Source organism: Ancrocorticia sp. (assembly GCF_052089425.1).
GTDB lineage: Bacteria > Actinomycetota > Actinomycetes > Actinomycetales > Actinomycetaceae > Ancrocorticia.
In genome coordinates this window covers 12676-38118 of the sequence record NZ_JBQCZW010000019.1, presented here as the reverse complement: position 1 = coordinate 38118, position 25443 = coordinate 12676, and the positions used below count along the sequence as shown (strand labels likewise).

Genomic DNA, 25443 nt, shown 5'->3' with positions numbered 1-25443 from the left:
ACTAATCCTCATCATGGGGTTGGAGTTGGTAGGGAACCTCTGCCATCACAACGCCCTCCTGAAGGCGCAGATCAGACATGATACGCGGTTCCGAGTGGCGTACGAAGAACCGCTGCCACACGCCAGTAGGAATCACACGGGGAAAAAATACCGTCACAATATCGGCACGTTGGGCGTGGCGCATCGATTGGACATAGTCCACGACGTTCTGGGGGCCAGCGCCTTCAGGCGTTCCCAGCACGGTGAGATCAACGGGAAGGGCTGCAGCCTTCCAATCGTTTCGCAGCTTCTTCGTGGCACGTGGATCGAAGTCTAACGTTACAGCGCTCAGGGACGTGAGGCGACTCGCACGGGCAAAGGACACTGCCCGTAGGGTCGGAAGATCCAAGGCGGACACGAGGATGATCCCGTGTACGCGGGTGGGTAATGCGCGGCCGGCCGTGAGATCTGTTGCGGCAAGCCTGCGGACTACCTGCACGCGCCCACGCCGGAAGAAGATGAGCATGCCAGAAGGTAGCGCCAAGGTCACAATCGCACTGAGCGCCCACCAGATGCTCACCCACGCGATAGCGAAGAGCCCAACCATGCCAACAACGGAGCACGGACCAAATATCCAGCGCGATCTCCTTGCCCGTTGACGTTCGCCCCTATCCACCGACTCCCGCAGGATGGCCGAACCGCGAAAGGTCATCGCCGCACACCAGAGCGTAAAGATCACGAGAGTGGCGAACACGAACACCATCGCCGCCGCCTGAACCGTGGTCAGGATTCCAGAGACGAGAGCCGCGAGGCCCGCCGTGATGCTGATCGCAACAACACGTGGCCGTGAGGAATGCTCCGTGGCGTAGTGCCGCGGCAACATGCGGTCAACACTCAGGTCATGTACAAGCCGCGGCAGCACTCCGTATGCGGCAATGACTGCGCACACTCCCGCCACCATCGCGGCAACGGCCAGAACAATGTGCCCGGCCTCCCCGAAAAAGCCATACGCCATGGCCAAGGTTGGTAGTGCTCGCGTCCGGCTAGCCATTGCGAGCGACGAGCCGAAGTAGAGCGTGACAAGAATCGCGATGAAGGCGATGAGGGCGCGCGCGCCTTGAACCTTAAAGTTCTTCGATCTGTCATCTGACTGGACCGCGCGCCGATCGATGGTCAGAATCAAGATGCCCGCAGGCACCATACCCGCGAGCGCCACGGCCCCCACACTAAACGGCCCCGTTCCGTTGGGCGGCGCTTGCGACATGTATTCACGCGTTGCCTCGAGCGTCTGCTGCGAGTATCCCCCGGATGTGTCAGCGATCAGGCCGTAGATCAACACGGCCCCGAGGCTCACGATCGCAAGGACAAGGCTGCCGTATAGCAACAGGACCGGGGCTGTCCTTCCGGCAATTCCCGGCAGGGCCATCACAACAACCACCCCAACGGCCACAAGGCGCTCGTGCCCGCCCAGATCAACAACCGAGCTTAGAGCCTGCGAAAACAGGCCAGCACCAAGGACGATGATGAGCGAATAGGAAACAAATCGGGCAGAAGAGAGGACAACTCCCGTCCGTTCACCAATGTAGGTGGCAACGAGGCGCGGGTTGGAACTACGCGGGAGCACCCTGTCCTGAATCACCAACGCGGCAAAGGCCAGAACCGAAGAGAGCGCCATAGCGCCCACTGCTGCAAACTGTGACTGGGAGCTGGGCATGACGCGCAGAATAAGCTGCGGCACAAGAAACACCGACATGATGACGGCGCTGAGCGCGTCAACTCTACGCGAGCCGGCGAATTGCGCGGCCTTTGAACGAATACCCATGATCAATTAGGCTACGCCACCTTCAGACTTAAGGTAGCGTCTTAACCGTGCACTTCGTCATTATGGGGTGCGGCCGTGTTGGAGCCGCACTAGCTATTAATCTTTCGAACATGGGTCACTCCGTTGCAGTGATCGATCAGGAGCCGGATTCCTTCCGGCGGCTGCCTGAGGACTTCAGTGGTCAAAGCGTGACGGGCGTTGGCTTCGATCGTGAGGCACTCCGCCAAGCGGGTATCGAGGATGCCGCAGGATTTGCCGCCGTTTCTTCTGGGGACAACTCAAATATCATCGCGGCGCGAGTGGTCCGCGAAACGTTCGGGTTGAAGAACGTGGTGACCCGGATTTATGACCCAACGCGTGCAGGCGTGTACGAACGCTTGGGCATCCCCACCGTTCCAACCGTCAAGTGGACGGCAGATCAGGTCCTCCGCCAGCTCATTCCGCTCGGGCCGTACGTCGAGTACACAGACGAGGTGGCTGAGATCAGTCTGATTCGTGTGAATATCAGCGAGGACTGGCTGGGGCGAACCGTAGGAGAAATCGAAGACGTGACGTCAGCTCAAGTTGCCTACATCACGAGGCTGGGTCACGGACTCCTGCCCCACAGAGACTTCGTTGTGCAAGATGGCGATATGCTAAAACTCCTTGTTCCCACCGGCCACGCGGGAGCTGTTCAATACACCCTGATGCACCCGGTCAAGGAGGACTAGCCGTGAAGGTACTGATCGTTGGAGCAGGTTCAGTAGGCCGGTCCATCGCACGCGAACTGGCGAAATCCAAGCACGAGGTGACGATCGTGGATCTTGCACCCGGTGCGATGAAGGTGGCCTCTGTATCGCAGGCGGACTGGATACTCGGTGATGCCTGCGAACTCGAGACATTGGAGCGAGCCGGCGCCGAACAGACAGACGTGGTGGTTGCCGCGACGGGAGACGACAAGGCGAATCTTGTTGTCTCATTACTCTGCAAAACAGAGTTCGGCGTGGAGCGTGCCATCGCGCGCATCAACAACCCGAAGAACGAATGGTTGTTTGACGAATCCTGGGGCGTGGACGTTGCTGTATCAACGCCACGCATCATCACATCGTTGGTTGAGGATGCGGTGGCCGATGGCGCACTGATTGCCGTCATGACGTTCCAACGCTCCGGTGCCAGCCTGATGCAGGTGACGCTTCCGGATGATGCTCCAGTGGCCGGCACGCCAGTGTCTCAGATTTACCTACCGGCCACCGTCATGATCAATGCGATTGTTCGCGACGGTGTGCCGTTTGCCGCCGATCCTGACCTCACCTTAGAAGCGGGCGATCAAGCGCTACTGCTATGCGCCGAAGGGGCCGAAGCCGATCTGGACCTCGTAGCCGAGCTCTTCACTCCGATGGAGCATCCTCAGCCGGAATAGCTCCGGGGATCTCGGGAAGTGGCCGCACCATCAGCCAGCTGATCCACGCAACGAAGGCGAAAAGGAAAGGCCCCATCACCATGCGCGCAACGCCCAGCGCCGCCGTGGCGTCCGCGAAAAAGAGTGGGGCTTGGACGATCAACCGCCCGGCAAATAAACCGCACCAGAGCCACGTGATCTTCTGGTAGGCGCGCTTGGTTGACGCATATTCAGGATCCTTGCGCCACCCGGCGGTGTCCCCCCGCAGAAAACCAATGAGTAGACCGAGTGCAGGCCACCGTGCCGCCAGCGAGAGAAGAAGGACTGCCAAATAGGCGGAGTTCGTCAGCAGGCCAACGATGAAGAAGTTGCTTGCCTCCCCTGATCGCCAAGCCCAGATGGCGGAGATCGCAATGCCGGCAAGGCCACTGAGCGCAGGCATCACATCGATCCGTTGAAGAAGGCGCAACAGTAGGCAGCCAACAGAAAAGATCACCGGGGCGGCGATGGCTGGCAGGAGCTCCCCACTGATCACAAACACGGTGATGAAAACGAGGCTGGGGGCCGCCGTCTCGATCAGTCCGCGAACGCCACCAAGAGCCTGCCATACATCGAATTCATCGGCCACAACGGCGTTGAGCCCAGATTTCTTGGGTTCGTTGCTCATACTCGCTCCTGAGAACTCGAATCGGCTAAGACGGTGATCTCCGGATCGTAGAGTGTGGGGACACCACGGCGGTCAACCAGAGCGCCGCGAGCCCTCAGACGTGATCCAATATCGATGGCATGAACGTCCTGACGCCCCAAGAAGGCTAGGGTCACAGAATCATCCCCCAGTTGAAGCTGGACCCGCACAAGTGGGGAAAGGCCAGCGCCCGGATACGAGATAGCCGTGACAATCCCCTGCACATCAATTCTCCGTGAGCCGCCGCTCATCGAACTTCAGAGATCTCCGGGCCGCGCTTGGGTAGGGAGAGCGTTGGACGCTCGGATTCCTCAGTATCGGACTCCTTCTTGGGAATCTCTAGAGCCAAGAGCTCACGCGGAGGGTGCGGTGTTTGGCCGCGCACAACAACCAGCTGATCAAGCACTTCGTGCATAATCGCCGAGGCGGCAGCATCATCTGTTGCCGCCCGGCCCGTGGCGGTAGCGCGTAGCAGCCAGCGGGGCCCATCGATCCCCACATACCGCACGCGGCTCGTGGGCTTCTTGTTATCCCCTGCGGGCATGACCGCATGAACCTCTGCACCATATTCGCCATCTGCCTGAACTGATTTCCCGCCTTGAGCGGCAATCGCGGAGATGAGCTCAGCGCGGATATCTTCCCACAGCCCCGAAGATTTGGGGGCGGCAAATACCTGTAGCTGAAGTGCAGAATTATCCTTGACGTACACAACCCCAAGAACAAGTTTCCGGCGTTTATCCACTGAGAACTGGACCGTAGCGCCCTCAACCGTCGGAAGCCACAGCGCTCCCGCGTCCAATAGCTCCCCACGATCGGGGTGATCCTCTTCAGTGAAAGGTCCAGTTGCCTCGCTGATTTCGGAATCCGGCACTTCTTCCTCGGAAGCGCCGGCTCCCTTCTTCTTTCGGGAAAAGATTCCCACAACAACTCCGTCCGCTGAATTAAGCCGCGCACTCCGAGCACACGGGCAGTCCATCTTCTTCGTAGGCAAGCTGCGAGTGATGATGAACGAGGAAGCACTGCGAACAGGTGAACTCATCGTCCTGAGCAGGAATCACATTAACGGATAGTTCAACGTTGGATAGGTCAGCACCGGGAAGTTCAAACCCCTCCGCTGCCTCCACCTCATCTTCATCAACCGATCCAGATTGTTGCTCGGAGCGGCGAGCTTTGAGCTGTTCGAGTGAATCCTCTTTCAGCTCTTCGTCTTGCTTGCGAGGTGCATCATAATCTGTCGCCATGGTAGCTCACGCTCCAGTCTTTTTTCCTTGAGGGCCCAATGGCAAGGTTTGAACCCCGGGGTACATCCGTCCCTACCAAGAGAACGCATGCGGTGCAGTTTTCTTCCCACCCGTTAACCGCGAGTGCGCCCATAATGTACCAGAGATTCTCACATTTGCATACCCGGAATCTTGCCGCAGGCTTGCATACCCTCAAGGACTCCATGAGGAACACACCTACTACTTCTGCCGCCATGGCCCAAACCCTCGTGGCACCCTTGATGTACACGCGGGAGGAAAGGGAGTCATGATCACACTCGAACTACTCGGGCTCCAAGCAGACGGGGAACATCTAACGCTCAATGATGCCGAGGGCAATCGCTACTCACTAGCGATTTCGGATGATCTTCGTGCCGCTTTGCGCCGGGATATTCGCCCCGCAGCATCGCCCGAGGATGCCAGACATGTCTCTCCCCGAGAGATACAGGCAATGATCCGTGAGGGTATGAGCGTGGAGGAAGTCTGCGAGGTATCCTCCCTGCCCGCAGCACGCGTTTCTGTTCTCGCCTACCCAATCTTCGCCGAACGCGAGCACTTAGTGCGCCGCGCCACGGCGATTGTTCAGGGACGTGAAGTGGGATCGTTGACCGTTGAGGAACTCATCACGTCCCGGCTTGTGGCACGCGGCGTCCCAGCCGATGCCATCACGTGGGACGCCACACGCAAATCGCATAACCCGTGGGTTCTGCGCGCCAGCTTCACCGAAAACGGTGAGGAACACACAGCCATGTGGCGCGTTGATCTGGAGAGGAAGAACATCGAGGCTCGCAACCCCGATGCTCAAGCACTCTCGGAGAAGCAGATTGAGCAGCCGGCCGAACCAGATCGAAGCCCACGGATCGATGATGTGCTGGCCACTCTCGATTCCCAGCGCGGCCAATCGCGCCCCATGCCCAGTTTTGACGAATTAGAAGACGTTCCGGAGCCAGAGGTAGCCGGCTCACATCCGGATGGGGATCCCACCTACTCGGAGGCGGCATCCCCTCATGTTTTGCCCGGAGAATCCGCCGAAACATCGGATATGACTACCGGTACTCCCAGTGAGTCCGCCAAACACAAGCGCGCCCTGTCTGTGGCTCAGCCACTCAGTGATGAGCTGTTTGACCCCGCTGAAGAAGACAAGGCTCATCACCCGGCTGGTTCGCGTACCACACGTACACGTTCGGATGATTCCAAGAAGAAGCGCGGCAATCGGCCAGAGATGCCTTCGTGGGATGAGATTGTTTTTGGCAAGAAGGATTAGCTCTGAGCGTTCCATGCGTTCGGAAGCGGATCTTCACCCATCGTGGCCTGCGCGGTGATGGCCGTCATCCGCTGGCGATGGTGGTAGCGGCACAGCACCTCGTAGCCCACGGTTCCCGAATTGACGTCCCCCACAACAACCTGTTCGCCCTCAGTGACCATGACACCATCAATGGTGCGGGCGTTGTGGGTTGCGCGCTTGCCGCACCAGCACAGCGCCTTGACTTGAAGGACCTCCACACGGTCCGCCAACTCGATCATGCGCGCTGAACCAGGGAATAGCTTCGTCCGAAAATCTGAGGTAATCCCGAAACCATAGACATCGATACCGATTTCATCGACGATGCGCGCGAGCTGTTCAACTTGACGCTCAGTGTAGAACTGCACCTCGTCACAAATAAGCACGTCCACGCGGCCTCCGAGCGTACGTTCGTTGGAGACCACCTCCCAGAAATCGGTTGACGCATCCACCTCATAGGCATCCTGTTCCAGCCCGATCCGTGAGGATAGCTTGCCAGAACCCGCGCGATCGCCCCGGGTAAACACCATGCCGCGGTGGCCCAACTGTTGATAGTTGTAGGCGGTTTGTAGCGCGAGCGTTGATTTGCCGCAGTTCATCGTTCCAGAGTAGAAAGCCAGTTCCGCCATTACGCCACCTCTACTAACAGGGGTACCAACATTTCCTGCGGAGTCAACGATCCGTGCACTCCCACCATGAATGACTGACCCGGCTTCCTGAGCCGCGAATCGATCACAGCGTCCGTGCCGCCGGCAAACACAACAACGTCACCCATCGTGGCTCTCGCGTGATCTTCTAAGGGCCCAAACAGTCCGCCACTGGCGATGGCGTCCCGAGTCAGCACGAGGGCATCATCCCCGAAGAAGTCCCTCCACCTGTGCGCAACGTCCTCAGGCTGTTCCGTGTAGAGGTGAACGGCGCGCTCCTCACCCGAGACAAGGCTGACCTGCTGTGCGAGCGTCGCAAGCTCCGCAACGTCATACCGCTGCGTCACATCCACCATGCCATGATCGGCTGTCAGAACGATCAGCGTTCCCTTGGGTAGCGCCCGAGCGAGCGCGGACATGGCCGCATCCAAGCCCTCCAGTTCGCTCACCCATTCATCGGACATCCAGCCCTTACCGTGCCCAGCATGGTCGAGTTCGCCCCAGTACAGGTAGGCAACGCTGCCCCCGCCCCTCAATGCTTTGGCCGCGGCCTCAACCCTGTCCTCAAGTGTCTTGGCGGGCAGCGCCCGTGCCCCGCGCAGCGCGCACTGCGTGAGCCCTGAGGCAACGAACTCACGCGGCTGAATGAGCACACATTGGCGTGCCTGTTCGCTGGGAAGCTGTTCAAACAGAGTGGGGTGTGTTTGCCACGCGAGCGGATCGAGCCCGCTCCCCTCCCACTTGATGAGAGAAAAATTCTCTCCTGTCACCGGAGATTTGAGCGCGTAGCTCGTCATGGCCGTTTGGCCTGGAAGCGCCCCCGTACCCACTGCCGTAATCGCCGCTGCCGTTGTGGACGGCGCCACGGTGGTGAGCGGTTCAACGCTGCTCCACGATCGCAGGGTACGCGCATGCCCAGATCGTGCCTCAAGATTGTGGAACCCCAGCCCATCCACGAGTACAAAGCACACGCGATCGGCCTGCGGAATCCCCAGCAGTTCACGATCCGCGCTAGACCCTGGAGTGCCGAAACCAACGGCGTCCAATGCCGCGGACAACGTGGCCCGGACCGATCGCTGGCCAGGCAATAGCCACTCGCTCATGAGCGCGATGCCAGAGCTTGGCGCAGATCGCTCATGAATGCCAGCCCTTTGCGGAACGTGGTCTCTTCCAGAGTGTGATCAAGCAAGACTTCGGCGTCGTCGCCACTCATCACGCCCATGAAGCCGTGGTCCGCTGTGCACTGGGGATTATCGCACGTGGCCGGACGGATATCGTGCTGCCAGGTAGCGCCCCAACGGAGCCGCATCATCACGGACGTGAGGGCACCAGCTTCCTGTCCATCGGCCACTCGCCTCCGGATCACCTGAAAATCTTTAATCTCGTCAAGGTCCACAACCTGAGTGGTGGTGATGAATTCGCCCTCGGGACTGAACTCGTAGGAAACGTCCGACACAAGAATGATCAAACGCTCCGTGGTCAAAACGAAAATTCCCACGGAGTTGTAAACCGAATCCTGATCGAACACCGTTTCGGGCCGAATGAAATAGGACCGGATCTGCGCGACCCCATCAAGCGAATCCATGAGATCGCCAGCGATCGGCGAATCGACGGCCACGATGGAGGCGAGCTCGCTCACGAGCGCGGACTTCTGATCAACTAGCACTGCCCGATTCTCTCACTTCACCCGCCTCAGCGCACCCTCGCGATACGCCCATCGTCACGAATATCACGGGACACGGCGACGAATAACTTGGCTGAAGCTGCCGGTGCCGGGATACTTGAAACCATGCGCCATTCTGCTGCCGATGAGATCGAAGAGAAGATTGTAGATATCGATGTCTCAACGGAGATGCGGACTTCGTTCTTGGAGTATTCCTACTCGGTCATCTACGCACGCGCCCTTCCCGATGCACGCGACGGGCTCAAACCCGTTCAACGCCGCATTCTTTTTCAGATGGATCAGATGGGGCTGCGCCCAGACAAGGGACACGTCAAGTCCTCACGCGTGGTGGGCGATGTCATGGGCAAGCTTCATCCACACGGGGATGTTGCCATTTACGATGCGACGGTTCGTATGGCCCAGAGTTTCACCATGCGTCTGCCGCTGGTGGACGGGCACGGCAACTTCGGCTCCCTAGACGATGGGCCGGCGGCCGCCCGCTACACCGAAGTGCGCATGGCACCCGCGGCCCTTGCCATGACCAATTCGTTGGATGAAGACGTTGTGGAGATGGTGCCCAACTACGACAACACGCTGTCCCAGCCGTCCGTCCTTCCCGCCGCCATCCCCAACCTGTTGGTCAACGGCGCTTCGGGAATCGCCGTGGGCATGGCGACGAACATGCCGCCCCACAACCTTGTGGAGGTGGTGGCCGGAGCACAGCACCTGCTGAAAAACCCCGATGCAACGCTAGAAGATCTCATGCGATTCATTCCGGGTCCCGATCTTCCCGAAGGCGGCAGGATCGTGGGACTGGATCCCATACGTCAGGCATACGAAACCGGACGCGGCATCTTCAAGACCCGCGCCACCGCCTCTATCGAAAACGTGACCGCACGCAAGAAGGGGATCGTGTTCACCGAACTCCCCTACCTCGTGGGCCCCGAAAAGATCATCGAAAAGCTCAAGGATGCCATCACGGCGAAGAAGATTTCGGGTGTGAGCGCGGTCCACAACCTCACTGATCGCCACAACGGCATGCGTCTGGTGGTTGAGCTCAAGCACGGCTTTAACCCCGAAGCGGTGCTGGAGCAGCTGTACAAATTCACGCCCTTGGAGGACTCCTTCGGGATCAACAATGTGGCGTTGGTGGAAGGCCAGCCCCGTACTCTCGGGTTGAAAGAGCTTCTTCAGGTTTTCCTCGACCATCGCGTCAGCGTGGTGCGGCGGCGCTCCCAGTTCCGCTTGGACAAAGCCACGAAGGATCTCCACCTCATTGATGGCCTACTCGTCGCCGTGCTCAACATCGATGAAGTGATCGCCGTGATCCGTTCGTCTGACGATACGGCGGCGGCCCGCGCCCGGCTCCAGCAGGTGTTCGATCTGAGCGAGCCGCAGGCCGATTATATTCTGGAGCTGCGCCTGCGCCGCCTCACCAAGTTTTCACAGATCGAGCTGGAACAGCGCCGTCAAGAGCTCCTCAATCAAATCTCCGAACTGGAGAAGATTCTCAGCTCGCAGGACGAACTGCACCACGTGGTATCCGCGGAGATGGACGAGGTGGCCACAGCCTTCGGCACACCGCGGCGCACCGTGCTGGTGGAAGCCGATGGCACCCAGCAAACCGGCAAGGGCGCCATGCCACTCGAACTAGCCGACGATCCCTGCTGGGTGCTGCTTTCAGCAACCGGCCTGATCGCCCGCACGTCAGAGGCACCTAGCCGCGAAGGGGCTCGTTCCCGCCACGATGGCATCCGTGCCACCATTGCCTCCACCGTACGTGGCCAGATTGGCGTGATCACCAATCAGGGAAACTTGCACCGCCTTGACGCGCTTCTGGCACCGTCACTGCCCTCCACGAACTCCGCGCCCAGCCTCCGCGGCGGTGCCAAGCTGCACGAGCTGCTCACGCTGGCACCCCGCGAGAAGCCTCTCACTATCGTGAGTTTGGAAGAAGGCGCCCCCATCGCTCTGGCCACCGCCCAGGGCAAGATCAAACGGATCACGCCCACCTATCCAAACCGCGAATCCTTCGAGGTGGTCACACTGGCCCCCGGCGATTTTGTGGTGGGCGCTCACGAGGCCGGAGCCGACGATGCGATCGTGCTGGTCACCAGCGACGCCCAGCTTCTCCGATTCTCCGCACAGGCCGTGCGCGCCCAAGGCAGAGCCGGTCAAGGTATCGCCGGCATGCGCCTGGCTGAAGGCGCGAAGGTGTTGTGCCTGGGAGTGGTGCCTGCCGATGATCTGGCGGCCTCCTTTGTGGTCACGGTATCCGGCAACACGGCCGCCCTTGACGGGACCATGGCGGGATCGGCAAAGGTCACTCCCCTCGATCGCTTCCCAGCCAAGGGACGTGGCACGGGCGGCGTCCGCGCCCAGCGCTTCGTACGCGGTGAGGATTGCCTGCAGCTCGCCTACGTGGGTCCCGAACCCCTACGCGCGATGGATTCGGCAGGTAAGCCCTGCGAGCTACCCGAATTGGATGAGCGCCGCGATGCGTCCGGGACACCGCTTTCCGCCGTGATTAGCGCGATCGGCTAGAGGCGCTAGCGGCGCAACAAGTTGCCAGCCCGCACATCGAGATTACGGGCGTAGATGTTCGTTGTGCCGGTGCGCTCGAATCCAAGCCGCTCGAACATTGCCACATTGCTCTGGGCCGGATCAGGATGAATATCCGCATCCAGCCCGGCAAATTCGATACCGTCGTTCTGATAGGACGTCATGGCGTTGCCAAGGAGCGCCCTCATGATGTTGCGGCCACGCCATTCGTGCTGGACGGCTACCTCTTGAATGTACCCCTCGGACCAGCCGAAGGACTCCCAATCCTGCTCGAAACGGCCCGATAACAGGTAGCCGGCAACCCGGGGGCGATCCCCGCGCCGATCCACTGCCACAAAGCTCCACGGGATGTCCGTGTATTGGCGCTCCGCGGCCCATTGGGCCGGGGTGAGCGCCGGGCGGGCGAACTCCTCAACGTAAATAGCATTGTGAGCCTTGCGAACATCCTCGGACAACGCCTGTGTGTAGGGCTCGATGGTGACAAAGGAGGGAACCTCCATATGTGCTTCAAACTCCGCGAGCGGCTTGCGCATCTGAGCGTACGAACTACTCACAGAAAATCCGGCGCGCACCAGCAGATCCTCAAGGTCTGGGTTGCCGGAATCAACGTGCATCACAGCCACGGCAGATTCTGATTCGCCCTGAACAAGCTGCTCGGCGGTGGCCAGCTGCATTCCTAAGAGCTGACGCCCGGCACCGTTACCGCGAAAATCGGGGTGTACACCCCCGGAGAGGATAACTTCAACGTTTGGGCCGTGCACTATCGGCGTGCGCGTGAGCCCGAAGGCGATGAGTTTGCCGGAATAGTCCCGCGCCGCGGTTGCACGCCAGAAGTGGGCCGGATCAAAGTAATCGAGGATCTCCTCATGAGAACTGCGGTACGGCGTTCCGTCGTTTTCCTCGATCGCTCGTACCAGTCTCAAGATTTCCTTGGACTGGTACGGCCCGATCGGCACCCATGTCATGGCGTGGGACGTTTCGTGCATACGGCTCCTGATGGCGGGTGAGCGTTACTGGCTTCGTCTGAGTTAATGGTTGGTTACTGGTTAGTCACTGGTTAATTGCTGCCCTGATTCTACCCGGGTATTCATCCAGTAACGTGCCCGGGCTACGCGTCAATCATCTGCGCATCCACATGCGCGGCCCCGTCCACGATGAACTCGCGCCGCGGGGCCACTTCGTTGCCCATGAGCAACTCGAATACAGTTTCTGCCGAACGTAACTCAGCTTCATCTTCCATCCGGATCCGGCGAAGCGTCCGGTGCTTCGGATCCATCGTGGTCTCGGCCAGCTGATCGGCGTCCATCTCACCGAGCCCCTTATAGCGCTGGACAGGCTCCTTATAGTGGCGGCCCGAACGCTCAAGCTTCGCCAGCTCCTGGTGCAGCTGGTTTTCTGAGTAGGTGTAGATGCACTCGCCCTTACGCCGCCCCGATCCGGCCACCTCGATACGGTGGAGAGGGGGCACCGCCGCGAACACGCGGCCGGCGGCCACCATGGGCCGCATGTAGCGGAAGAACAGCGTGAGCAGGAGGGTCCGGATGTGTGCCCCGTCCACGTCCGCGTCTGTCATCATGATGATCTTGCCGTATCGCGCGGCGCTGATATCGAACGTGCGCCCCGATCCGGCGCCCACAACCTGAATCATGGAAGCCACTTCGGCATTCTTCAGGATCTCGGTGGGCGAGGCCTTCTGCACGTTGAGGATCTTGCCGCGTATGGGCAGGAGTGCCTGAAATTCGCTGTTGCGCGCTAACCGCGCCGTTCCCAAGGCGGAATCTCCCTCCACGATGAACAGCTCGGTGCGATCCACTTCTTCGCTGCGGCAATCTGCGAGCTTTGCTGGGAAGCTCGAGGATTCAAGGGCGTTCTTGCGCCGGGAGAGCTCCTTGTGCATGCGGGCGGACACGCGAGCGCGCATTTCCGCCACCACTTTCTCGAGGAGGCGCTGAGTTTCTGTTTTTTGGTCTCGCTTGGTTGACGAAAGAACCTTGGTCAGTTCCTTCTCCACGACGCCCGCAACGATCCCACGCACGGGGGCCGTCCCCAAAATCTCCTTGGTCTGGCCCTCAAACTGCGGCTCGGGTAACCGGACGGTCACAACGGCCGTCAACCCAGCCAGCACATCGTCCTTTTCAATCTTTCCCTCTTTGGCCGTCAGCTTGAGGCGCCGCGCATTGGATTCCACGAGCGAGCGCATCACTTTCATAAGCCCCACCTCAAACCCGGCAAGATGGCTTCCGCCGCCCGGAGTGGAAATGATGTTGACGAAGGAGGCCTCCTCCGTCTCGTAGCCTGTCCCCCACCGCAGTGAGATATCGACGGCGCACGTGCGTTCCACCTCTTGGGTGCGCAGGTGCCCGCTGGTCTTATCGAAGGCCTGAACGTTCTCCATGAACGTCCCCTCGCCCTCGAGCTTCATCGTTGCCGTGAGAGCTGGATCTTTGGCCAAATGGTCCACGAAGTCAACCGTTCCACCATCGAAGCAGAAGGATTCTTCGGCCACTCCCTCTTCGCCCGGTGTTCCCGGCAGGCCGCGTTCATCGGCAATGGTGATGTTGAGCCCTGGGATGAGGAAGGCCGTTTGGCGCACCCTGTGCACCAGTTCGTCGTAGGAGAACTGTGCCGTTGCCGGGAAAATCTCCGGATCTGCCCAATACCGAACGCGCGTGCCCGTCTTCTTGCGGGCAACTTTACCCACAACCTCAAGTTCGGAGCCGGTGGTGAAGGCAGTGAAGTCCGCATCTGGTACCTTCTTACGCCGCCCATTGGCGAACTTCCCCGGAATGCCCTGATGGAACTGCATCTGATAGGTCTTGCCGCCGCGATCCACCTGCACATCCATGCGAGCAGAAAGCGCGTTCACCACGGAGGCGCCAACGCCATGCAGCCCGCCGGAGGATGTATACGATCCCCCGCCGAATTTCCCGCCGGCGTGAAGCTTGGTGTACACCACTTCCACACCGGTCAGTCCCACACCCGGCACGATATCGATCGGAACGCCGCGTCCACTATCCGCCACTTCCACTGAGCCGTCCGCGTACAGCCGGATCGAGATCTCCGTGCCGTAGCCCTCAAGAGCTTCGTCCACCGCATTGTCGATGATCTCCCACAGGCAGTGCATGAGGCCACGCGAATCTGTGGAGCCAATGTACATTCCCGGACGTTTGCGAACCGCCTCTAGGCCTTCAAGAACCTGAAGGTGGCGCGCGGTATATGCTTCGTTCGTAGACACGTCCCACATGCTACGTGCTCGGATGGCCACTTTCGTGTTTTGGCACGCGAAAGGCGAAGAACTTCACGTGAAAGTCCTTCGCCTTAGCGCTCTTCTACAGTGTTTAACTAATGCGATCGCGTTGATCTTGAATGGATACGGCTACCTTGCTGAGTTTATCGAGATGCTGGCTAGCGTGATGCCCACAGAAAAGAAGTTCGCCGTGCTCCATGGTGGCGCGCACGTATGCTTGAGCGCCACACACATCGCAGCGATCGAGTGCGGTCATTTCCTTCTCGTCAATCATTGTTCCGTTCACACCAACATCAAAGCACTAAAGGCCAAAAACATTCCCGCCGTGGACTATGAGTTCACCCGCGGCGGAACGTCCCCGTGTAGAGTGTCCCGGTACGAAGGAGGGCCATGAGCGGTTTCGCCGTGATAGATCTGGAAACAACCGGACTCAATCCCCGCAGTGACGCCATCATCGAGGTGGGCATCATTCTGCTTGATTCCGCCGGCGCGTTTGAAACCAGCTGGACCAGTTTGGTGAACCCCGGCCAGAGCGTTCGTGCGCAATTTGTTCACGGGATTACGGACGACGACGTCGAATCCTCACCCACGTTCACCGAGATCCTTCCGCAGGTGGTTCCCCGGTTGGAATCACGAGCTATCGTGGCTCACAACGCGGCCTTCGATGTGGGGTTCCTCAATGAGGGGTTCCGCAAGGCTGGCTTCCCGATGCATATCCCAGCGGAAGCGACCGTGTGCACGATGGAGTTGTCCAAGATGTATCTACCGCCTGGGCGCCACTCGTTGGCAAGCGCAGCTGAGAGGGCCGGCGTGCAGATGCTTCAGCATCATCGGGCGCTTGCCGATGCGCACACGGCTGCCGGCCTCCTTAGGGCGTACCTGACAGCGGAAGAATCGGGCAGCCGTTTCGAGAATCCGGTCCACACGCGGACGGGCACCCAACTCGGTCCCGCCTCGTGGATCGAGGCACAGGTGCGGGCCAGCCACCTCGGATGGCCTGCTCCCCTCTTTTAACCGACTCGGCTACCTTCTCAACAGTGCTGCTAAAATGCATGCATGAGCGTTTCCGTTACTATTCGCCACGTACCCGACCACACCCGTGACTTACTCGCGCAACGGGCTTCACGTTCCGGCCGGTCATTACAGGAGTACCTGTTGAACGAACTCGAACGTCTGGCCCGCGAACCGAGCATTGACGATTGGCTCTCTTCGGCTCGAGAGTTTGCCAAGTCAAACAGTCAAGAGAGCGCGGATCTCATCCTTTCCGATCTAGATGCGGATCGGCGATGAGCATTGTCATCGATGCCTCGGCGCTGCTCGAGGTATGGCTCTCCCCGTCTGGGACCGCACTCGCCAAACGCCTAGAGGGCGAAACACTTCACGCGCCTGCCCACATTCGCATTGAAGCGACCAATGTCATCCGGAGGCAGCGAAACGCCGGGATCCTCGCAGCCTCGAAAGCCGACGTAGCATTCGACGGCATCATGGGCGCGCCGATACAGCTCTGGCCGTTCGAGCTTCTTGCCACCCGTGCATGGGAGATTGGCACCAACGCAACAAGCTATGACGCAACATATATCGCGCTGGCAGAGCGCCTATCTATCCCGCTCATCACTCACGACAGCAAGCTTGCCCGCGTCCCGGGTGTCACCAGCGCCGTCGAGGTGTTCTGAACCCACTGCTCTACTCCAAGTAGTCGCGCAGAACCTGAGAGCGGCTCGGATGGCGCAGCTTGGACATCGTCTTGGATTCGATCTGACGGATACGTTCGCGTGTTACGCCGTATACCTTGCCAATCTCATCGAGAGTCTTGGGCTGGCCGTCAGTCAGACCGAAACGCATAGAGACAACGCCGGCTTCGCGCTCTGACAGGGTATCGAGTACCTGATGGAGCTGCTCCTGAAGCAGGGTAAAGCCCACGGCATCGGCTGGAACCACGGCTTCGGAATCCTCGATGAGATCGCCGAACTCCGAATCGCCATCCTCACCCAACGGTGTGTGAAGCGAAATCGGCTCGCGGCCATACTTCTGAACCTCGATCACCTTCTCCTCGGGCATATCCAGCTCTTTGGAGAGTTCTTCGGTTGTGGGTTCGCGGCCTAGATCCTGAAGCATCTGGCGCTGCACGCGAGCGAGCTTATTGATGACTTCCACCATGTGTACCGGAATTCGGATGGTGCGTGCCTGATCGGCCATGGCGCGGGTAATAGCCTGACGAATCCACCACGTTGCGTACGTGGAGAACTTGTAGCCCTTGGTGTAATCGAACTTCTCAACGGCTCGAACAAGGCCCAAGTTCCCTTCCTGAATAAGATCAAGGAAGAGCATGCCACGGCCCGTGTAACGCTTGGCTAGGGACACTACGAGGCGCAGGTTGGCTTCGAGCAGGTGGTTCTTGGCCTGATGCCCATCGCGGGCGATTGCCTTGAGCTCGCGCAAGTAGAGGCGATCATCCTTGGAGTCCAGAGCCCCGGACTTGGAGATGTGATCGGCGTAAAGGCCGGCTTCGATCCGCTTGGCCAGCTCAACTTCCTCTGCGGCATTCAGCAGCGGAACCTTGCCGATTTGCTTGAGGTAGTCCTTGACAGGATCGGCTGTTGCTCCCGCAACGTGAACACGGACTGCCGGTTCGTCAGATTCGTCAGAATCCGTGACGGTGAAGGCACCCTTGCGGCTCAGCGGCGGTTCTTCGGTGCGAAGCTTCGGCAACTTGATCTGGCCGGCTTTGACCGCATCGCCGTCATCGGACGAATCTTCTGACGTCTCTTCAGCCTCCTCGGCCGAATTGACATCTTCCAGATCCTCTGGGGTGGTGCTTTCTTCTGCAGCAGCGGCCTCGGTCGCCTCATCAACCGGGTCAGCCTTCTTGCGCGACGTTGGCTTCTTAGCGGCAGTCTTGCGCTTGGCTGAGGCCTTCTTGTTTGGCGCTTGCGCCTTCTTTTCCTCAGCTTTCTCTGCAGTTTCGCGAGTCGCAGACTTTGTAGCCACGTGACACCTTTCAAGTGGGAGCGGATGACAGGCAATTAATCATACCGGCACTGGGCGTAATCCAGCACATCCTTGTCAACGCACACACATGCGAACTTGTTCCCGCGAGTTTAATCTTGTTCCTCGAAAGCCTCCGGAGGAGGGCAGGTGCACTGGAGGTTGCGGTCCCCCCACGGTGCATCGATCCTGCCAACTGGCGCCCAGTACTTGCTCTCGATGAGCCGGTGCACGTATTCGGGATCGCGACCCTTCTTCTTGGCTGCCAAGGCGTCAGGGTAGGCCGCCATCTCTTGCGAATAGGGGTGCTCCCACGTACCTGTTAGCAGTGAGTGTGCCGTGTGGGGCGCCAATCTGAGCGGGTTGTCATCGGCGGACCATTGATCACCAACCTGTGCCGCTTCCTCGGCGATTGCCTCCATAGCGTCGCAGAATCTATCGAGTTCCTCAAGGCTTTCAGATTCCGTTGGCTCCACCATCAGCGTGCCCGGAACTGGGAAACTCATCGTTGGAGCGTGGAAACCGTAATCAATCAGTCGTTTGGCAACATCGTCCACGCTCACTCCGTACTGTTCCTTCAACGGGCGAACATCCAGAATGCACTCGTGGCCAACGAATCCGCCGGGTCCGCGATAGAGCACGGGCAGAACAGGCTCCAGCCGCGCGGCCACGTAGTTCGCCGCGAGCACAGCGCTTGCCGTTGCCTCCCGCAACCCTTCATAGCCCAGCAATGTGATGTAAGCCCACGTGATGGGAAGGATGCTTGCAGATCCCCATGGAGCCCCGGAAACTGCTCCTGCAGGGAAGCCCGGCAGGTAAGGCGCCAAGTGTTCCTTGGCCGCCACGGGGCCAACACCGGGCCCTCCTCCACCGTGTGGGATGGCGAAAGTCTTGTGCAGGTTAAGGTGAGAGACATCACCGCCAAATGCTCCGGGACGAGCGTAGCCCACCAAAGCGTTCAGGTTCGCACCATCGATGTATACCTGCCCACCAGCGCGATGAACACGGTCAGTGACCTCAGTGACCTGTTCTTCGAAGGTGCCGTGAGTGGAGGGATACGTCAGCATGATCGCGCCAATGTGTGCACCGGCCTTCTCAATCTTGCGATCCAGATCCTGTAGGTCAATCGATCCATCAGCCGCGGTTTTCACCACCACCACTCGGAAACCTGCCATGACAGCTGAGGCAGCGTTTGTTCCGTGGGCGGAGGCCGGGATCAAGCAGATACGCCGCTCTCCCTGCCCACGCGCCTCGTGATACCCGCGGATGGCCAGAAGCCCGGCAAATTCGCCTTGGCTGCCCGCGTTGGGTTGCAGGCTGACAGCGTCGTAGCCGGTGAGCTCCGCGAGCCACGTCTCCAGATCCGAGATGAGCGTGCGATAGCCGGCTAGATCCCCAGCCGGAGCGAACGGGTGAATGCGTGCAAACCCCTCGTGGGTAATAGCCGATACTTCCACAGCGGCATTGAGCTTCATCGTGCATGATCCGAGCGGGATCATGCCCCGGTCTAAGGCATAGTCCTTCTCCGCCAACCTGTGCATGTAACGCATCATGCCGGTTTCACTGCGGTAGCGGTGGAACGTGGCCTGCTCCATGTACTGGCTCGTGCGCCGAACGTCCTCGCCCAGCGAGTACTGGGTGATGTCCACCGATGTGCGGGGCCCGTCAAGCACTCTGGCAAATGCCTGGACTACGTGCCGCCGCGCCAGATCTGTCGTGCATTCGTCTGCCGAGAGCCGCAGCGTATCCCCATCCACCCGGTACGCCGTGACATTCTCTTCCAGTAGCGCCGCAAGGATTTCGTCCGCCTTCTGCGTGACCGAAACCGTCAGGGTGTCAAAGAATCGCGTGTAATTGACGTGCGCTCCCAGATCCGCGAGATTGCACGCGAGAGCCCGTGCCTGGCCATGAACGCGATCGGCCATGGCGGCAAGGCCCTCTGGCCCGTGGTAAACGGCGTACATTGATGCCATGATCGCAAGCAGCGATTGCGCCGTGCAGATGTTGCTCGTGGCCTTTTCACGGCGGATATGCTGTTCGCGAGTTTGCAGTGCCAAACGGTAGGCCGGATTACCAGCGCGGTCCTTAGAAACTCCGACGATTCGGCCCGGAAGGTTGCGCTTGTACTTCTCACGGCACGCGATGTACCCAGCATGCGGGCCACCTCCTCCCATCGGCAAGCCGAAGCGTTGAGCGCTGCCGGCAACAATATCTGCTCCCAATTCTCCCGGAGGGGTGAGAATGGAACATGCCAACAGATCAGCCACCATAATGAACAGCCCGCCAGCTTCGTGAATAGCATCACCCAATCCGCGGTATGTGGAGGCCGTATGCACCCGCCCTGTCGCGCCGGGATACTGAACCAGTAGCCCGCTGCATTCCGTTAAGTCCATCGGCCCATCAATGTTGACTGGGACAAGTTCGATGTCCAGCCCACGGCATCGTGTCTCGATCACGGCACGGGTTTGCTCAAACACATCGCGATCTACCGCGATTCGATCCCGCCCAGTTGCACGTGAGGCAAGCGCAATCGCTTCAGCGGCGGCGGTAGGTTCATCGAGAAGAGAAGCGCCGGCGATCTCCATCGCGGTCAACTCGCTGACCATCGTTTGGAAATTGACGAGAGCCTCTAACCGCCCCTGAGAAATCTCCGGTTGGTACGGGGTGTAGGCGGTGTACCACGATGGATTCTCAAGGATTCCACGCCGAATGACCGCAGGAGTTTCCGTATCGTAATACCCCTGACCAATCATGGACGTCCGGGCTGTATTCGCTGCGGCCATGGACGCTAGTTCGCTCGCAACTTCTGCCTCGGTGGCCGCCCGTGGCAGGCGTTCGTCAGCTGGAGGCGAGGCGATGCGATGGGGCATGGCCCGCGACATGAGAGTGTCCAGATCGTGCACGTGCACCGCGGCCAGCATGTGGGTGCGATCCTCACCGCGGGTGCCAGTGTGCCGAATGGAGAAATCGGCCATCTCTACTGCTCCTCAATAAAGGCCGTGTAGGCTGCGGCGTCCAGAAGATCGCCCCGCTCGGAAACGTCCAACTCATATAGCCAGTTTTCGTGTGGATCATCGGTCGCGATTTTGGGTTCGTCCACGACCGCTTCGTTAATCGCGGTGACTGTGCCACTCGCGAGCGCAACAAGATCAGATACGGACTTCACGGATTCTATTTCACCGCACGGCTCGCCTGCTTCCAGCTCATCACCCACCTCGGGCAGCTCCACGTATACGGCTTCATCGAGTGCCTGAGCGGCAAAAGCGGTGATTCCCACGCGGGCCTTCGTTCCCTTCGTGATCCACTCATGATCTTCTGAGTACAAACGATCATCTGGATAGTTCATGGCATTCTCCTTGTGAATGGGTGGTTCAGTGGCGAGTACGAGAATAAAAAGGTAGGTGAGAAATAGTCATGGGGAATGTTTTGCCGCGAACATCAACCTCCACGGCAGTTCCTTCGCTGAGCCCGGGTGTCAATCGAGCAAGGGCAACCGGGTGGCCGAGGGTTGGTGATAGTACTCCGGAGGTAATCTCCCCGATCGGGTGACCGTTGAGGTTCACGGCGCACCCGGCACGGGCCGCGCGGCGGCCCGCACCTTCCAAACCGTACAGGTCCCAGTTCTGGGGCCGTTCGGCTAAAGCCGCGCGCCCAACGAATTGGTGATCCTTGACCAGCCCAGCAAGTCCAACATCCTTGGGGGAAACATCGCGCCCCAGTTCGTGGCCGTACAGAGCCATGCCCGCCTCCAAACGGAGCGTGTCGCGGGAGGCGAGGCCGCAGGGAAGGAGCCCGTGGCTTTCCCCGATCTTTCGGGCCCGCTCCCAGACATTCGCGGCAGCAGAGGCTGGCATCATCAGTTCATATCCGGTTTCACCCGTGTAGCCGGTTCGTGCAAGACGCACGGGACCACCCATGTGCACCTCGCTCATTCGGTAGTACCCCAGCTCATCTAATATCGGGCGTTCGGCCTTAGGAAGGAGCTCTCGAACAATCGCCGCTGATTCTGGTCCCTGAATCGCGATGAGGGCACGGTGGAGTGTGGTGTCAGTGACGCCCACGGCTGAGCCATCGTTGCTGGCCCGTGCCCGGGCCGCCAGTTCATCACGCACGACCAGCCTATTGGCCGCATTGGCGACGATCAGGAAGGAACATGTACCTAGCCTGTATACGATGAGATCATCAATAATCCCGCCGTCTTGAGCCAGAAGTAGCGTGTAGCGCGCGCGGCCGATCGGCATGGTAGACGGCTGGGTCACGAAGCTGGCATCGAGCGCCTCAGATGCGCCGGGGCCTTCCACTTCGATTTGGGCCATATGTGACAGATCAAAGATTCCTGCACGCTCACGAACCGCCGCATGTTCCTCCCTGTCCGAGCGGTACCGCAGCGGCATGGCCCAACCCGCAAAGTCTGTGAGCTTGGCACCAAGGCGCTGGTGTTCGCTGATGAGCGCCGTCTCGAGAAGCGGGGCCATAATTCCTCCGTTGATCGATTCCCTGTCAGGTGATGCCCAGCTCACCGTTGAGCCCGACATCACACTACGAATCTACCCCGCTGAGCGATAAATCTCACATCGAATCAGAAGGTCATGTCATTCTCCTCTAGTCCCAGATAGCCAAAGCGGCAAGATCGCCGCGTTTACGGCATCTGTCAGTAGCTGAGCCAACGTGTAATCGGGATCAGCAGCTAGAGCCTCCTCCAACCTGCATGCCGCCCGCGTGTTCTGCCCGAACCACCATAGGCAGTATCCGGCGCAGCTGAGAGCCACCGGATCATCCTCACATGCCACAGTTGCGCATAGTTCGAGAAGCGAAACGATCTCCTCCAGCCGCGAGACGGGCGGCGGTGTCACAACGGCGGCCGATAGTCCTTCGACCAGACCATCCTCACCGATTCCTGAGATGGACTGGCAGTCCAGCGTTGTGCTCCACATCAGAATGCGATCGCGGATGCCTACAACTGATAGAGCCGCGTTGGCCTTGCCTAAGGCTTCGATATCGCGAGCTACTTCTTCACGTGTTGCAGGATCTTTCCATCTCGTGATCAGTTCGTCCCATACCCGTGCCCCTTCCTTCACCAACTGCTGACGATTGGCTTTCACCCACTGTGCTCCACTTTTCTGGGCCCCATTTTGATCGTCAATGCCGCGCCTTTCCAACGCGTGCGATGGAGGTTCAGTTTGGGGTGCGCTTCCTGCATAGACCATTGCGGTACCAACTGGAGAACTCTCGAGGTCCGCCCAACTCTCGGGAGTGAGCTCCCCGCCGTCGTACTCCGCCCAGAACTCGTTATCCACGACAAAGGGGGCAAAGAAGCTTTCCGGGCTATTCGGCATGGCGTCGCTGACCATCGCGCATACATTACGGAACTCGCGGGCAAAGTCCGGATAATCTTCGTTGATGTCCCCGCAAAACAGCGCCATGATGGCTTTCCTCACGCCATAATCGCGGATGCTGCGAGCCAGAGCAATTCCAGCTTCGGGCTCGATTCCGCAATCATCCGTGTCCAATACCATCACCGGCCCAATGGCACCACGCTCACCGAGAGCGTCCTGCCCGCAAAACTCCAGCCCTAAGAAGACAAGGTGATGCGTTGGTTTGAATCCGATGAAGTGCGGGATGAGTACCAGTGCCTCTGAGGGCTCATGCAATGTCAATGTGTCCATGGCACGATCCAACCGCTCTTTGCTCCCGAACGCTGCGGCCGCGAAAAGCCTGTGGATAAAAGCCACGCGAACCGTACTTGGGGAAACCACCCCGACTGACCCGATAAGCTCAGTAGCATGCACATCACCCTGCCCGAGTTCCGCCATCAGGTAACCAATCGGCTTTCTGAGCGCGTTGATGCGCTGGCGTGGCTGATCTCCACACCGTCTGAAGATGGACCTCACACCGAATTGCTGGCACCAGCACGTTCGCTCATCACTGGGGGAAAGCGAACCCGGGCCGCTTTCGTACTTGCTGGCTATCAATTGGCAACCGAGGATTCACCGGAAGCCGCAATTATTGCCGGGAGCGCGCTGGAGCTGTATCAAAACTCCGCTCTTGTTCACGATGATGTAATTGATGATTCGCCCACCCGGCGTGGCAAGCCCGCCGCCCACATTCTCTTCGGTGACCTCCACAACTCCCATGCGTGGCTCGGATCCGGCGATGATTTCGCCCGAGCCGGAGCCATTCTTCTAGGGGATCTTCTGCTTGCTGAGGCAGGCCGAGAGTTCCACGAGGCCGCCTGCCTGGTGGCTCCTGCCGCGGCCAGCCGCGCCACCACACAGTTTCACGACATGTGCGTGGAGGTAGCCTTCGGTCAATACCTCGATATCCGAGCTGAACACCAGCCGCTGGCCAATCAAGTAAATGCCATAGAATCTGCGCTGAGCGTTCTGCGGCACAAGAGCGCCAGCTATTCCGTCCAGCTACCCCTCACCATCGGCGCAATGCTGGGAGGCGGTTCCCCGCAGCTCACGAGCCAACTGCGCACACTCGGGGGATTACTGGGAGAAGCGTTTCAGATGCGTGATGATGATCTGGGGATCTTTGGAGAGCCCGATCAGACCGGTAAACCTTCGTGCGGCGATATCACCGAGGGCAAACGCACCGTGCTGCTCGCGTTGATGCGGGAGGCAAGCGGGAACCGGCGGGAGTGGATTGATTCCTTGATGGGCACCGATCTCACGGATAGCCAGATCGATGAATTACGCTCATTCGCCGTCACGTGCGGTGCACGCTCCCGCCACGAGCAGATGATTAATGAACGGGAGGCCGCCTCACGTGAGCTTCTCGCAACACTCGACGGCCGGGCAGAGGGCGCTGCCACCCTTGCGGCCCTCATGGATGAGCTCCAAGGTAGGAACTCGTAGGACCTAGATGTCCTGAATGGCTGCCGCGCGCCGCACGGCGTGCACATTCCCGTCCCTGAGCACATCAATGGGGCGGGCTGCGAGTAGGCCGTTTTCGTGGAATAGCCACTCCATGGCCTCGGCATCCGTGAGGCCTGCATCCTCTAGGACCGTCACTGTTCCGCGCAGCGAAGGAAGCGGCTGCCAACCCCCGTCACGCTCGACCAATTCATCACGGTGCACCATCACGGCGTTGGAGTCAGGGTTCCTGACGGCCAGTAGTTGATGCGCGCGTATCATATCGCGGACGTCACGTAGCCGGATATCTAATAGTTCTCCCACTTCGGGGACAGACAACCATTCGCCTTGAATATTCACGGTTTAAGACTATCTGACAAACCGGTACCCCGCCGAATGTGAAGATTTGCCTCTGGTCAGACGCCAAGAAAACGACTATTGTCACTTGAGTAACATTTTCATCACTTTAAACATCAGTACCACCGTTACCAACGGTTCGGTCAGGATCAGCCATCCATACGGAGGTTACGTTTTGAACAGGCATGCACAGGCCGTCCGGGTGACCGGCGCCGCCCTCGCGGCAACCACGACTTTCGGACTCTTTGGTCCGGCAGCCCACGCGGGTGCCGTTGAGCAAACTGTTCCGCTGACGCGTCCAGCCCTCAGTGTGGTTGGCGGGGTGCCAGCACCCTCCGCGAACGCAGCAACGCCTACCGTCAAGGCGGTGGCTCCCACGGCCAAGAAGGCATCAACCTATACGGTTCGTTCTGGCGACACGCTGTGGGATATTGCGAAGAAGAACGGGACCTCCGTCTCCGCCATTGCCAAGGCAAACGGCATCGATGAGTCGGCCTATCTTCAGATCGGCCAGAAACTCACTATTCCGGGTAAATCCAACTCAAGTACGCAATTTGCGCCGGCATCATCTGGCAAGGCGGCGTCAAGCACCAGCGGCAAGCGCCACGTGGTGGTCTCAGGCGAAACCCTCTCCTCCATCGCCCTCAAGTACGGAACAACCCCCGGAGCGATCCAAAAGTCCAACTCGCTGGCCAACCCCAACAGAATCTATGTGGGCCA

26 protein-coding genes are annotated in these 25443 nt (G+C 59.5%); 9 read left to right on the top strand and 17 right to left on the bottom strand.

Annotated elements, in window-relative coordinates:
* Position 1 precedes the first annotated feature (1 nt).
* Positions 2–1801, bottom strand: coding sequence for a hypothetical protein (locus ACTHV6_RS07565; protein ID WP_441386676.1), 1800 nt, complete (start codon positions 1799–1801; stop codon positions 2–4).
* Between the two features lie 62 nt (positions 1802–1863).
* Here ACTHV6_RS07565 and ACTHV6_RS07560 point away from each other — a divergent pair, with 62 nt between their 5' ends.
* Both ACTHV6_RS07560 and ACTHV6_RS07555 read left to right on the top strand, forming a co-directional pair.
* Positions 1864–2511 (top strand): potassium channel family protein, encoded by a 648-nt coding sequence (locus ACTHV6_RS07560; RefSeq protein ID WP_441386685.1) that lies wholly within the window; start codon positions 1864–1866, stop codon positions 2509–2511.
* A 2-nt stretch (positions 2512–2513) separates the two neighbouring features.
* Positions 2514–3200, top strand: coding sequence for a potassium channel family protein (locus ACTHV6_RS07555; protein ID WP_441386675.1), 687 nt, complete (start codon positions 2514–2516; stop codon positions 3198–3200).
* Here ACTHV6_RS07555 and ACTHV6_RS07550 read toward each other — a convergent pair.
* From ACTHV6_RS07550 to ACTHV6_RS07535, 4 genes are read right to left on the bottom strand one after another with little or no spacing between them, the layout of a single operon-like run.
* Positions 3169–3846 carry a DUF3159 domain-containing protein gene (locus tag ACTHV6_RS07550; RefSeq protein ID WP_441386674.1) on the bottom strand — a complete coding sequence of 226 codons (678 nt, stop codon included), beginning with the start codon at positions 3844–3846 and terminating at the stop codon, positions 3169–3171. The two genes, ACTHV6_RS07555 and ACTHV6_RS07550, sit on opposite strands and share 32 nt — an antisense overlap.
* Complete coding sequence (locus ACTHV6_RS07545; protein WP_441386673.1) at positions 3843–4088, bottom strand: hypothetical protein; 246 nt, start codon at positions 4086–4088, stop codon at positions 3843–3845. Before ACTHV6_RS07545 ends, ACTHV6_RS07550 begins: the two co-directional genes overlap by 4 nt.
* A gap of 23 nt (positions 4089–4111) precedes the next feature.
* Positions 4112–4786 (bottom strand): DUF3710 domain-containing protein, encoded by a 675-nt coding sequence (locus ACTHV6_RS07540; protein WP_441386672.1) that lies wholly within the window; start codon positions 4784–4786, stop codon positions 4112–4114.
* Positions 4787–4805: 19 nt separating this feature from the next.
* Positions 4806–5105 carry a DUF4193 domain-containing protein gene (locus ACTHV6_RS07535; RefSeq protein WP_441386671.1) on the bottom strand — a complete coding sequence of 100 codons (300 nt, stop codon included), beginning with the start codon at positions 5103–5105 and terminating at the stop codon, positions 4806–4808.
* Positions 5106–5391: 286 nt separating this feature from the next.
* On the opposite strand from ACTHV6_RS07535, the gene sepH reads away from it, so the two are divergent.
* Positions 5392–6387, top strand: coding sequence for a septation protein SepH (sepH, locus tag ACTHV6_RS07530; RefSeq protein ID WP_441386670.1), 996 nt, complete (start codon positions 5392–5394; stop codon positions 6385–6387).
* On the opposite strand, the gene ACTHV6_RS07525 is transcribed toward sepH, so the two are convergent.
* Genes ACTHV6_RS07525 through ACTHV6_RS07515 form a run of 3 tightly spaced genes read right to left on the bottom strand, consistent with a single transcriptional unit; the run spans position 6384 to position 8718 of the window.
* Positions 6384–7034, bottom strand: coding sequence for a thymidine kinase (locus tag ACTHV6_RS07525; protein WP_441386669.1), 651 nt, complete (start codon positions 7032–7034; stop codon positions 6384–6386). The genes sepH and ACTHV6_RS07525 overlap by 4 nt on opposite strands.
* Positions 7034–8155: an alkaline phosphatase family protein gene (locus ACTHV6_RS07520; protein WP_441386668.1), complete on the bottom strand. Its 1122-nt coding sequence runs from the start codon at positions 8153–8155 to the stop codon at positions 7034–7036. Before ACTHV6_RS07520 ends, ACTHV6_RS07525 begins: the two co-directional genes overlap by 1 nt.
* On the bottom strand, positions 8152–8718 hold the full coding sequence (locus tag ACTHV6_RS07515) for a DUF5998 family protein (protein WP_441386667.1): 567 nt from the start codon (positions 8716–8718) through the stop codon (positions 8152–8154). The genes ACTHV6_RS07520 and ACTHV6_RS07515 overlap by 4 nt, the downstream gene beginning before the upstream one ends.
* A 123-nt stretch (positions 8719–8841) precedes the next feature.
* Between ACTHV6_RS07515 and ACTHV6_RS07510 the strand changes: the two genes are divergently transcribed.
* Positions 8842–11259 (top strand): DNA gyrase/topoisomerase IV subunit A, encoded by a 2418-nt coding sequence (locus tag ACTHV6_RS07510; protein WP_441386666.1) that lies wholly within the window; start codon positions 8842–8844, stop codon positions 11257–11259.
* A 5-nt stretch (positions 11260–11264) separates the two neighbouring features.
* Here the strand turns inward: ACTHV6_RS07510 and ACTHV6_RS07505 are convergent, their stop codons facing one another.
* The 3 genes from ACTHV6_RS07505 to ACTHV6_RS07495 form a co-directional block, all read right to left on the bottom strand.
* A complete protein-coding gene (locus ACTHV6_RS07505; RefSeq protein WP_441386665.1) occupies positions 11265–12263 on the bottom strand; it encodes a GNAT family N-acetyltransferase in 999 nt (332 codons plus the stop codon).
* 122 nt (positions 12264–12385) lie between these two features.
* On the bottom strand, positions 12386–14521 hold the full coding sequence (locus ACTHV6_RS07500) for a DNA gyrase/topoisomerase IV subunit B (RefSeq protein WP_441386684.1): 2136 nt from the start codon (positions 14519–14521) through the stop codon (positions 12386–12388).
* A 94-nt stretch (positions 14522–14615) separates the two neighbouring features.
* Positions 14616–14810, bottom strand: coding sequence for a DUF7455 domain-containing protein (locus ACTHV6_RS07495; RefSeq protein WP_441386664.1), 195 nt, complete (start codon positions 14808–14810; stop codon positions 14616–14618).
* A gap of 104 nt (positions 14811–14914) precedes the next feature.
* On the opposite strand from ACTHV6_RS07495, the gene ACTHV6_RS07490 reads away from it, so the two are divergent.
* From ACTHV6_RS07490 to ACTHV6_RS07480, 3 genes are read left to right on the top strand one after another with little or no spacing between them, the layout of a single operon-like run.
* Positions 14915–15538: a 3'-5' exonuclease gene (locus ACTHV6_RS07490; RefSeq protein WP_441386663.1), complete on the top strand. Its 624-nt coding sequence runs from the start codon at positions 14915–14917 to the stop codon at positions 15536–15538.
* A gap of 42 nt (positions 15539–15580) precedes the next feature.
* Complete coding sequence (locus ACTHV6_RS07485) at positions 15581–15814, top strand: FitA-like ribbon-helix-helix domain-containing protein (RefSeq protein WP_441386662.1); 234 nt, start codon at positions 15581–15583, stop codon at positions 15812–15814.
* Entirely contained in the window at positions 15811–16197 is a 387-nt protein-coding gene (locus ACTHV6_RS07480) for a type II toxin-antitoxin system VapC family toxin (protein WP_441386661.1), read from the top strand. The genes ACTHV6_RS07485 and ACTHV6_RS07480 overlap by 4 nt, the downstream gene beginning before the upstream one ends.
* Before the next feature lie 10 nt (positions 16198–16207).
* Here ACTHV6_RS07480 and ACTHV6_RS07475 read toward each other — a convergent pair whose 3' ends face one another.
* From ACTHV6_RS07475 to ACTHV6_RS07455, 5 genes are all read right to left on the bottom strand, one after another.
* Positions 16208–17512 (bottom strand): RNA polymerase sigma factor, encoded by a 1305-nt coding sequence (locus ACTHV6_RS07475; protein ID WP_441386660.1) that lies wholly within the window; start codon positions 17510–17512, stop codon positions 16208–16210.
* 110 nt (positions 17513–17622) lie between these two features.
* Complete coding sequence (gcvP, locus tag ACTHV6_RS07470) at positions 17623–20484, bottom strand: aminomethyl-transferring glycine dehydrogenase (protein WP_441386659.1); 2862 nt, start codon at positions 20482–20484, stop codon at positions 17623–17625.
* Between the two features lie 2 nt (positions 20485–20486).
* A complete protein-coding gene (locus ACTHV6_RS07465) occupies positions 20487–20855 on the bottom strand; it encodes a glycine cleavage system protein H (protein WP_441386658.1) in 369 nt (122 codons plus the stop codon).
* 25 nt (positions 20856–20880) lie between these two features.
* On the bottom strand, positions 20881–22044 hold the full coding sequence (gcvT, locus tag ACTHV6_RS07460) for a glycine cleavage system aminomethyltransferase GcvT (RefSeq protein WP_441386683.1): 1164 nt from the start codon (positions 22042–22044) through the stop codon (positions 20881–20883).
* A 57-nt stretch (positions 22045–22101) separates the two neighbouring features.
* Positions 22102–23175 (bottom strand): DUF4192 family protein, encoded by a 1074-nt coding sequence (locus ACTHV6_RS07455; RefSeq protein ID WP_441386657.1) that lies wholly within the window; start codon positions 23173–23175, stop codon positions 22102–22104.
* A 117-nt stretch (positions 23176–23292) separates the two neighbouring features.
* On the opposite strand from ACTHV6_RS07455, the gene ACTHV6_RS07450 reads away from it, so the two are divergent.
* On the top strand, positions 23293–24369 hold the full coding sequence (locus ACTHV6_RS07450) for a polyprenyl synthetase family protein (RefSeq protein WP_441386656.1): 1077 nt from the start codon (positions 23293–23295) through the stop codon (positions 24367–24369).
* A 3-nt stretch (positions 24370–24372) separates the two neighbouring features.
* Here ACTHV6_RS07450 and ACTHV6_RS07445 read toward each other — a convergent pair whose 3' ends face one another.
* Positions 24373–24726 (bottom strand): Rv2175c family DNA-binding protein, encoded by a 354-nt coding sequence (locus ACTHV6_RS07445; protein WP_441386655.1) that lies wholly within the window; start codon positions 24724–24726, stop codon positions 24373–24375.
* A gap of 172 nt (positions 24727–24898) precedes the next feature.
* Here ACTHV6_RS07445 and ACTHV6_RS07440 point away from each other — a divergent pair.
* Positions 24899–25443, top strand: a 545-nt coding sequence (locus ACTHV6_RS07440; protein WP_441386654.1) for a LysM peptidoglycan-binding domain-containing protein, incomplete at its 3' end; no start/stop codon positions are given.

Excerpts from the sequence above, each read along its gene's own strand:
- ACTHV6_RS07565 (WP_441386676.1), bottom strand. The coding sequence starts at position 1,801 with ATGGGTATTCGTTCAAAGGCCGCGCAATTCGCCGGCTCGCGTAGAGTT.
- ACTHV6_RS07560 (WP_441386685.1), top strand. The coding sequence starts at position 1,864 with ATGGGGTGCGGCCGTGTTGGAGCCGCACTAGCTATTAATCTTTCGAAC.
- ACTHV6_RS07550 (WP_441386674.1), bottom strand. The coding sequence starts at position 3,846 with ATGAGCAACGAACCCAAGAAATCTGGGCTCAACGCCGTTGTGGCCGAT.
- ACTHV6_RS07535 (WP_441386671.1), bottom strand. The coding sequence starts at position 5,105 with ATGGCGACAGATTATGATGCACCTCGCAAGCAAGACGAAGAGCTGAAA.
- sepH (WP_441386670.1), top strand. The coding sequence starts at position 5,392 with ATGATCACACTCGAACTACTCGGGCTCCAAGCAGACGGGGAACATCTA.
- ACTHV6_RS07525 (WP_441386669.1), bottom strand. The coding sequence starts at position 7,034 with ATGGCGGAACTGGCTTTCTACTCTGGAACGATGAACTGCGGCAAATCA.
- ACTHV6_RS07520 (WP_441386668.1), bottom strand. The coding sequence starts at position 8,155 with ATGAGCGAGTGGCTATTGCCTGGCCAGCGATCGGTCCGGGCCACGTTG.
- ACTHV6_RS07510 (WP_441386666.1), top strand. The coding sequence starts at position 8,842 with ATGCGCCATTCTGCTGCCGATGAGATCGAAGAGAAGATTGTAGATATC.
- ACTHV6_RS07505 (WP_441386665.1), bottom strand. The coding sequence starts at position 12,263 with ATGCACGAAACGTCCCACGCCATGACATGGGTGCCGATCGGGCCGTAC.
- ACTHV6_RS07500 (WP_441386684.1), bottom strand. The coding sequence starts at position 14,521 with ATGTGGGACGTGTCTACGAACGAAGCATATACCGCGCGCCACCTTCAG.
- ACTHV6_RS07490 (WP_441386663.1), top strand. The coding sequence starts at position 14,915 with ATGAGCGGTTTCGCCGTGATAGATCTGGAAACAACCGGACTCAATCCC.
- ACTHV6_RS07485 (WP_441386662.1), top strand. The coding sequence starts at position 15,581 with ATGAGCGTTTCCGTTACTATTCGCCACGTACCCGACCACACCCGTGAC.
- ACTHV6_RS07480 (WP_441386661.1), top strand. The coding sequence starts at position 15,811 with ATGAGCATTGTCATCGATGCCTCGGCGCTGCTCGAGGTATGGCTCTCC.
- gcvP (WP_441386659.1), bottom strand. The coding sequence starts at position 20,484 with ATGGCCGATTTCTCCATTCGGCACACTGGCACCCGCGGTGAGGATCGC.
- ACTHV6_RS07465 (WP_441386658.1), bottom strand. The coding sequence starts at position 20,855 with ATGAACTATCCAGATGATCGTTTGTACTCAGAAGATCATGAGTGGATC.
- gcvT (WP_441386683.1), bottom strand. The coding sequence starts at position 22,044 with ATGTCGGGCTCAACGGTGAGCTGGGCATCACCTGACAGGGAATCGATC.
- ACTHV6_RS07455 (WP_441386657.1), bottom strand. The coding sequence starts at position 23,175 with ATGGACACATTGACATTGCATGAGCCCTCAGAGGCACTGGTACTCATC.
- ACTHV6_RS07450 (WP_441386656.1), top strand. The coding sequence starts at position 23,293 with ATGCACATCACCCTGCCCGAGTTCCGCCATCAGGTAACCAATCGGCTT.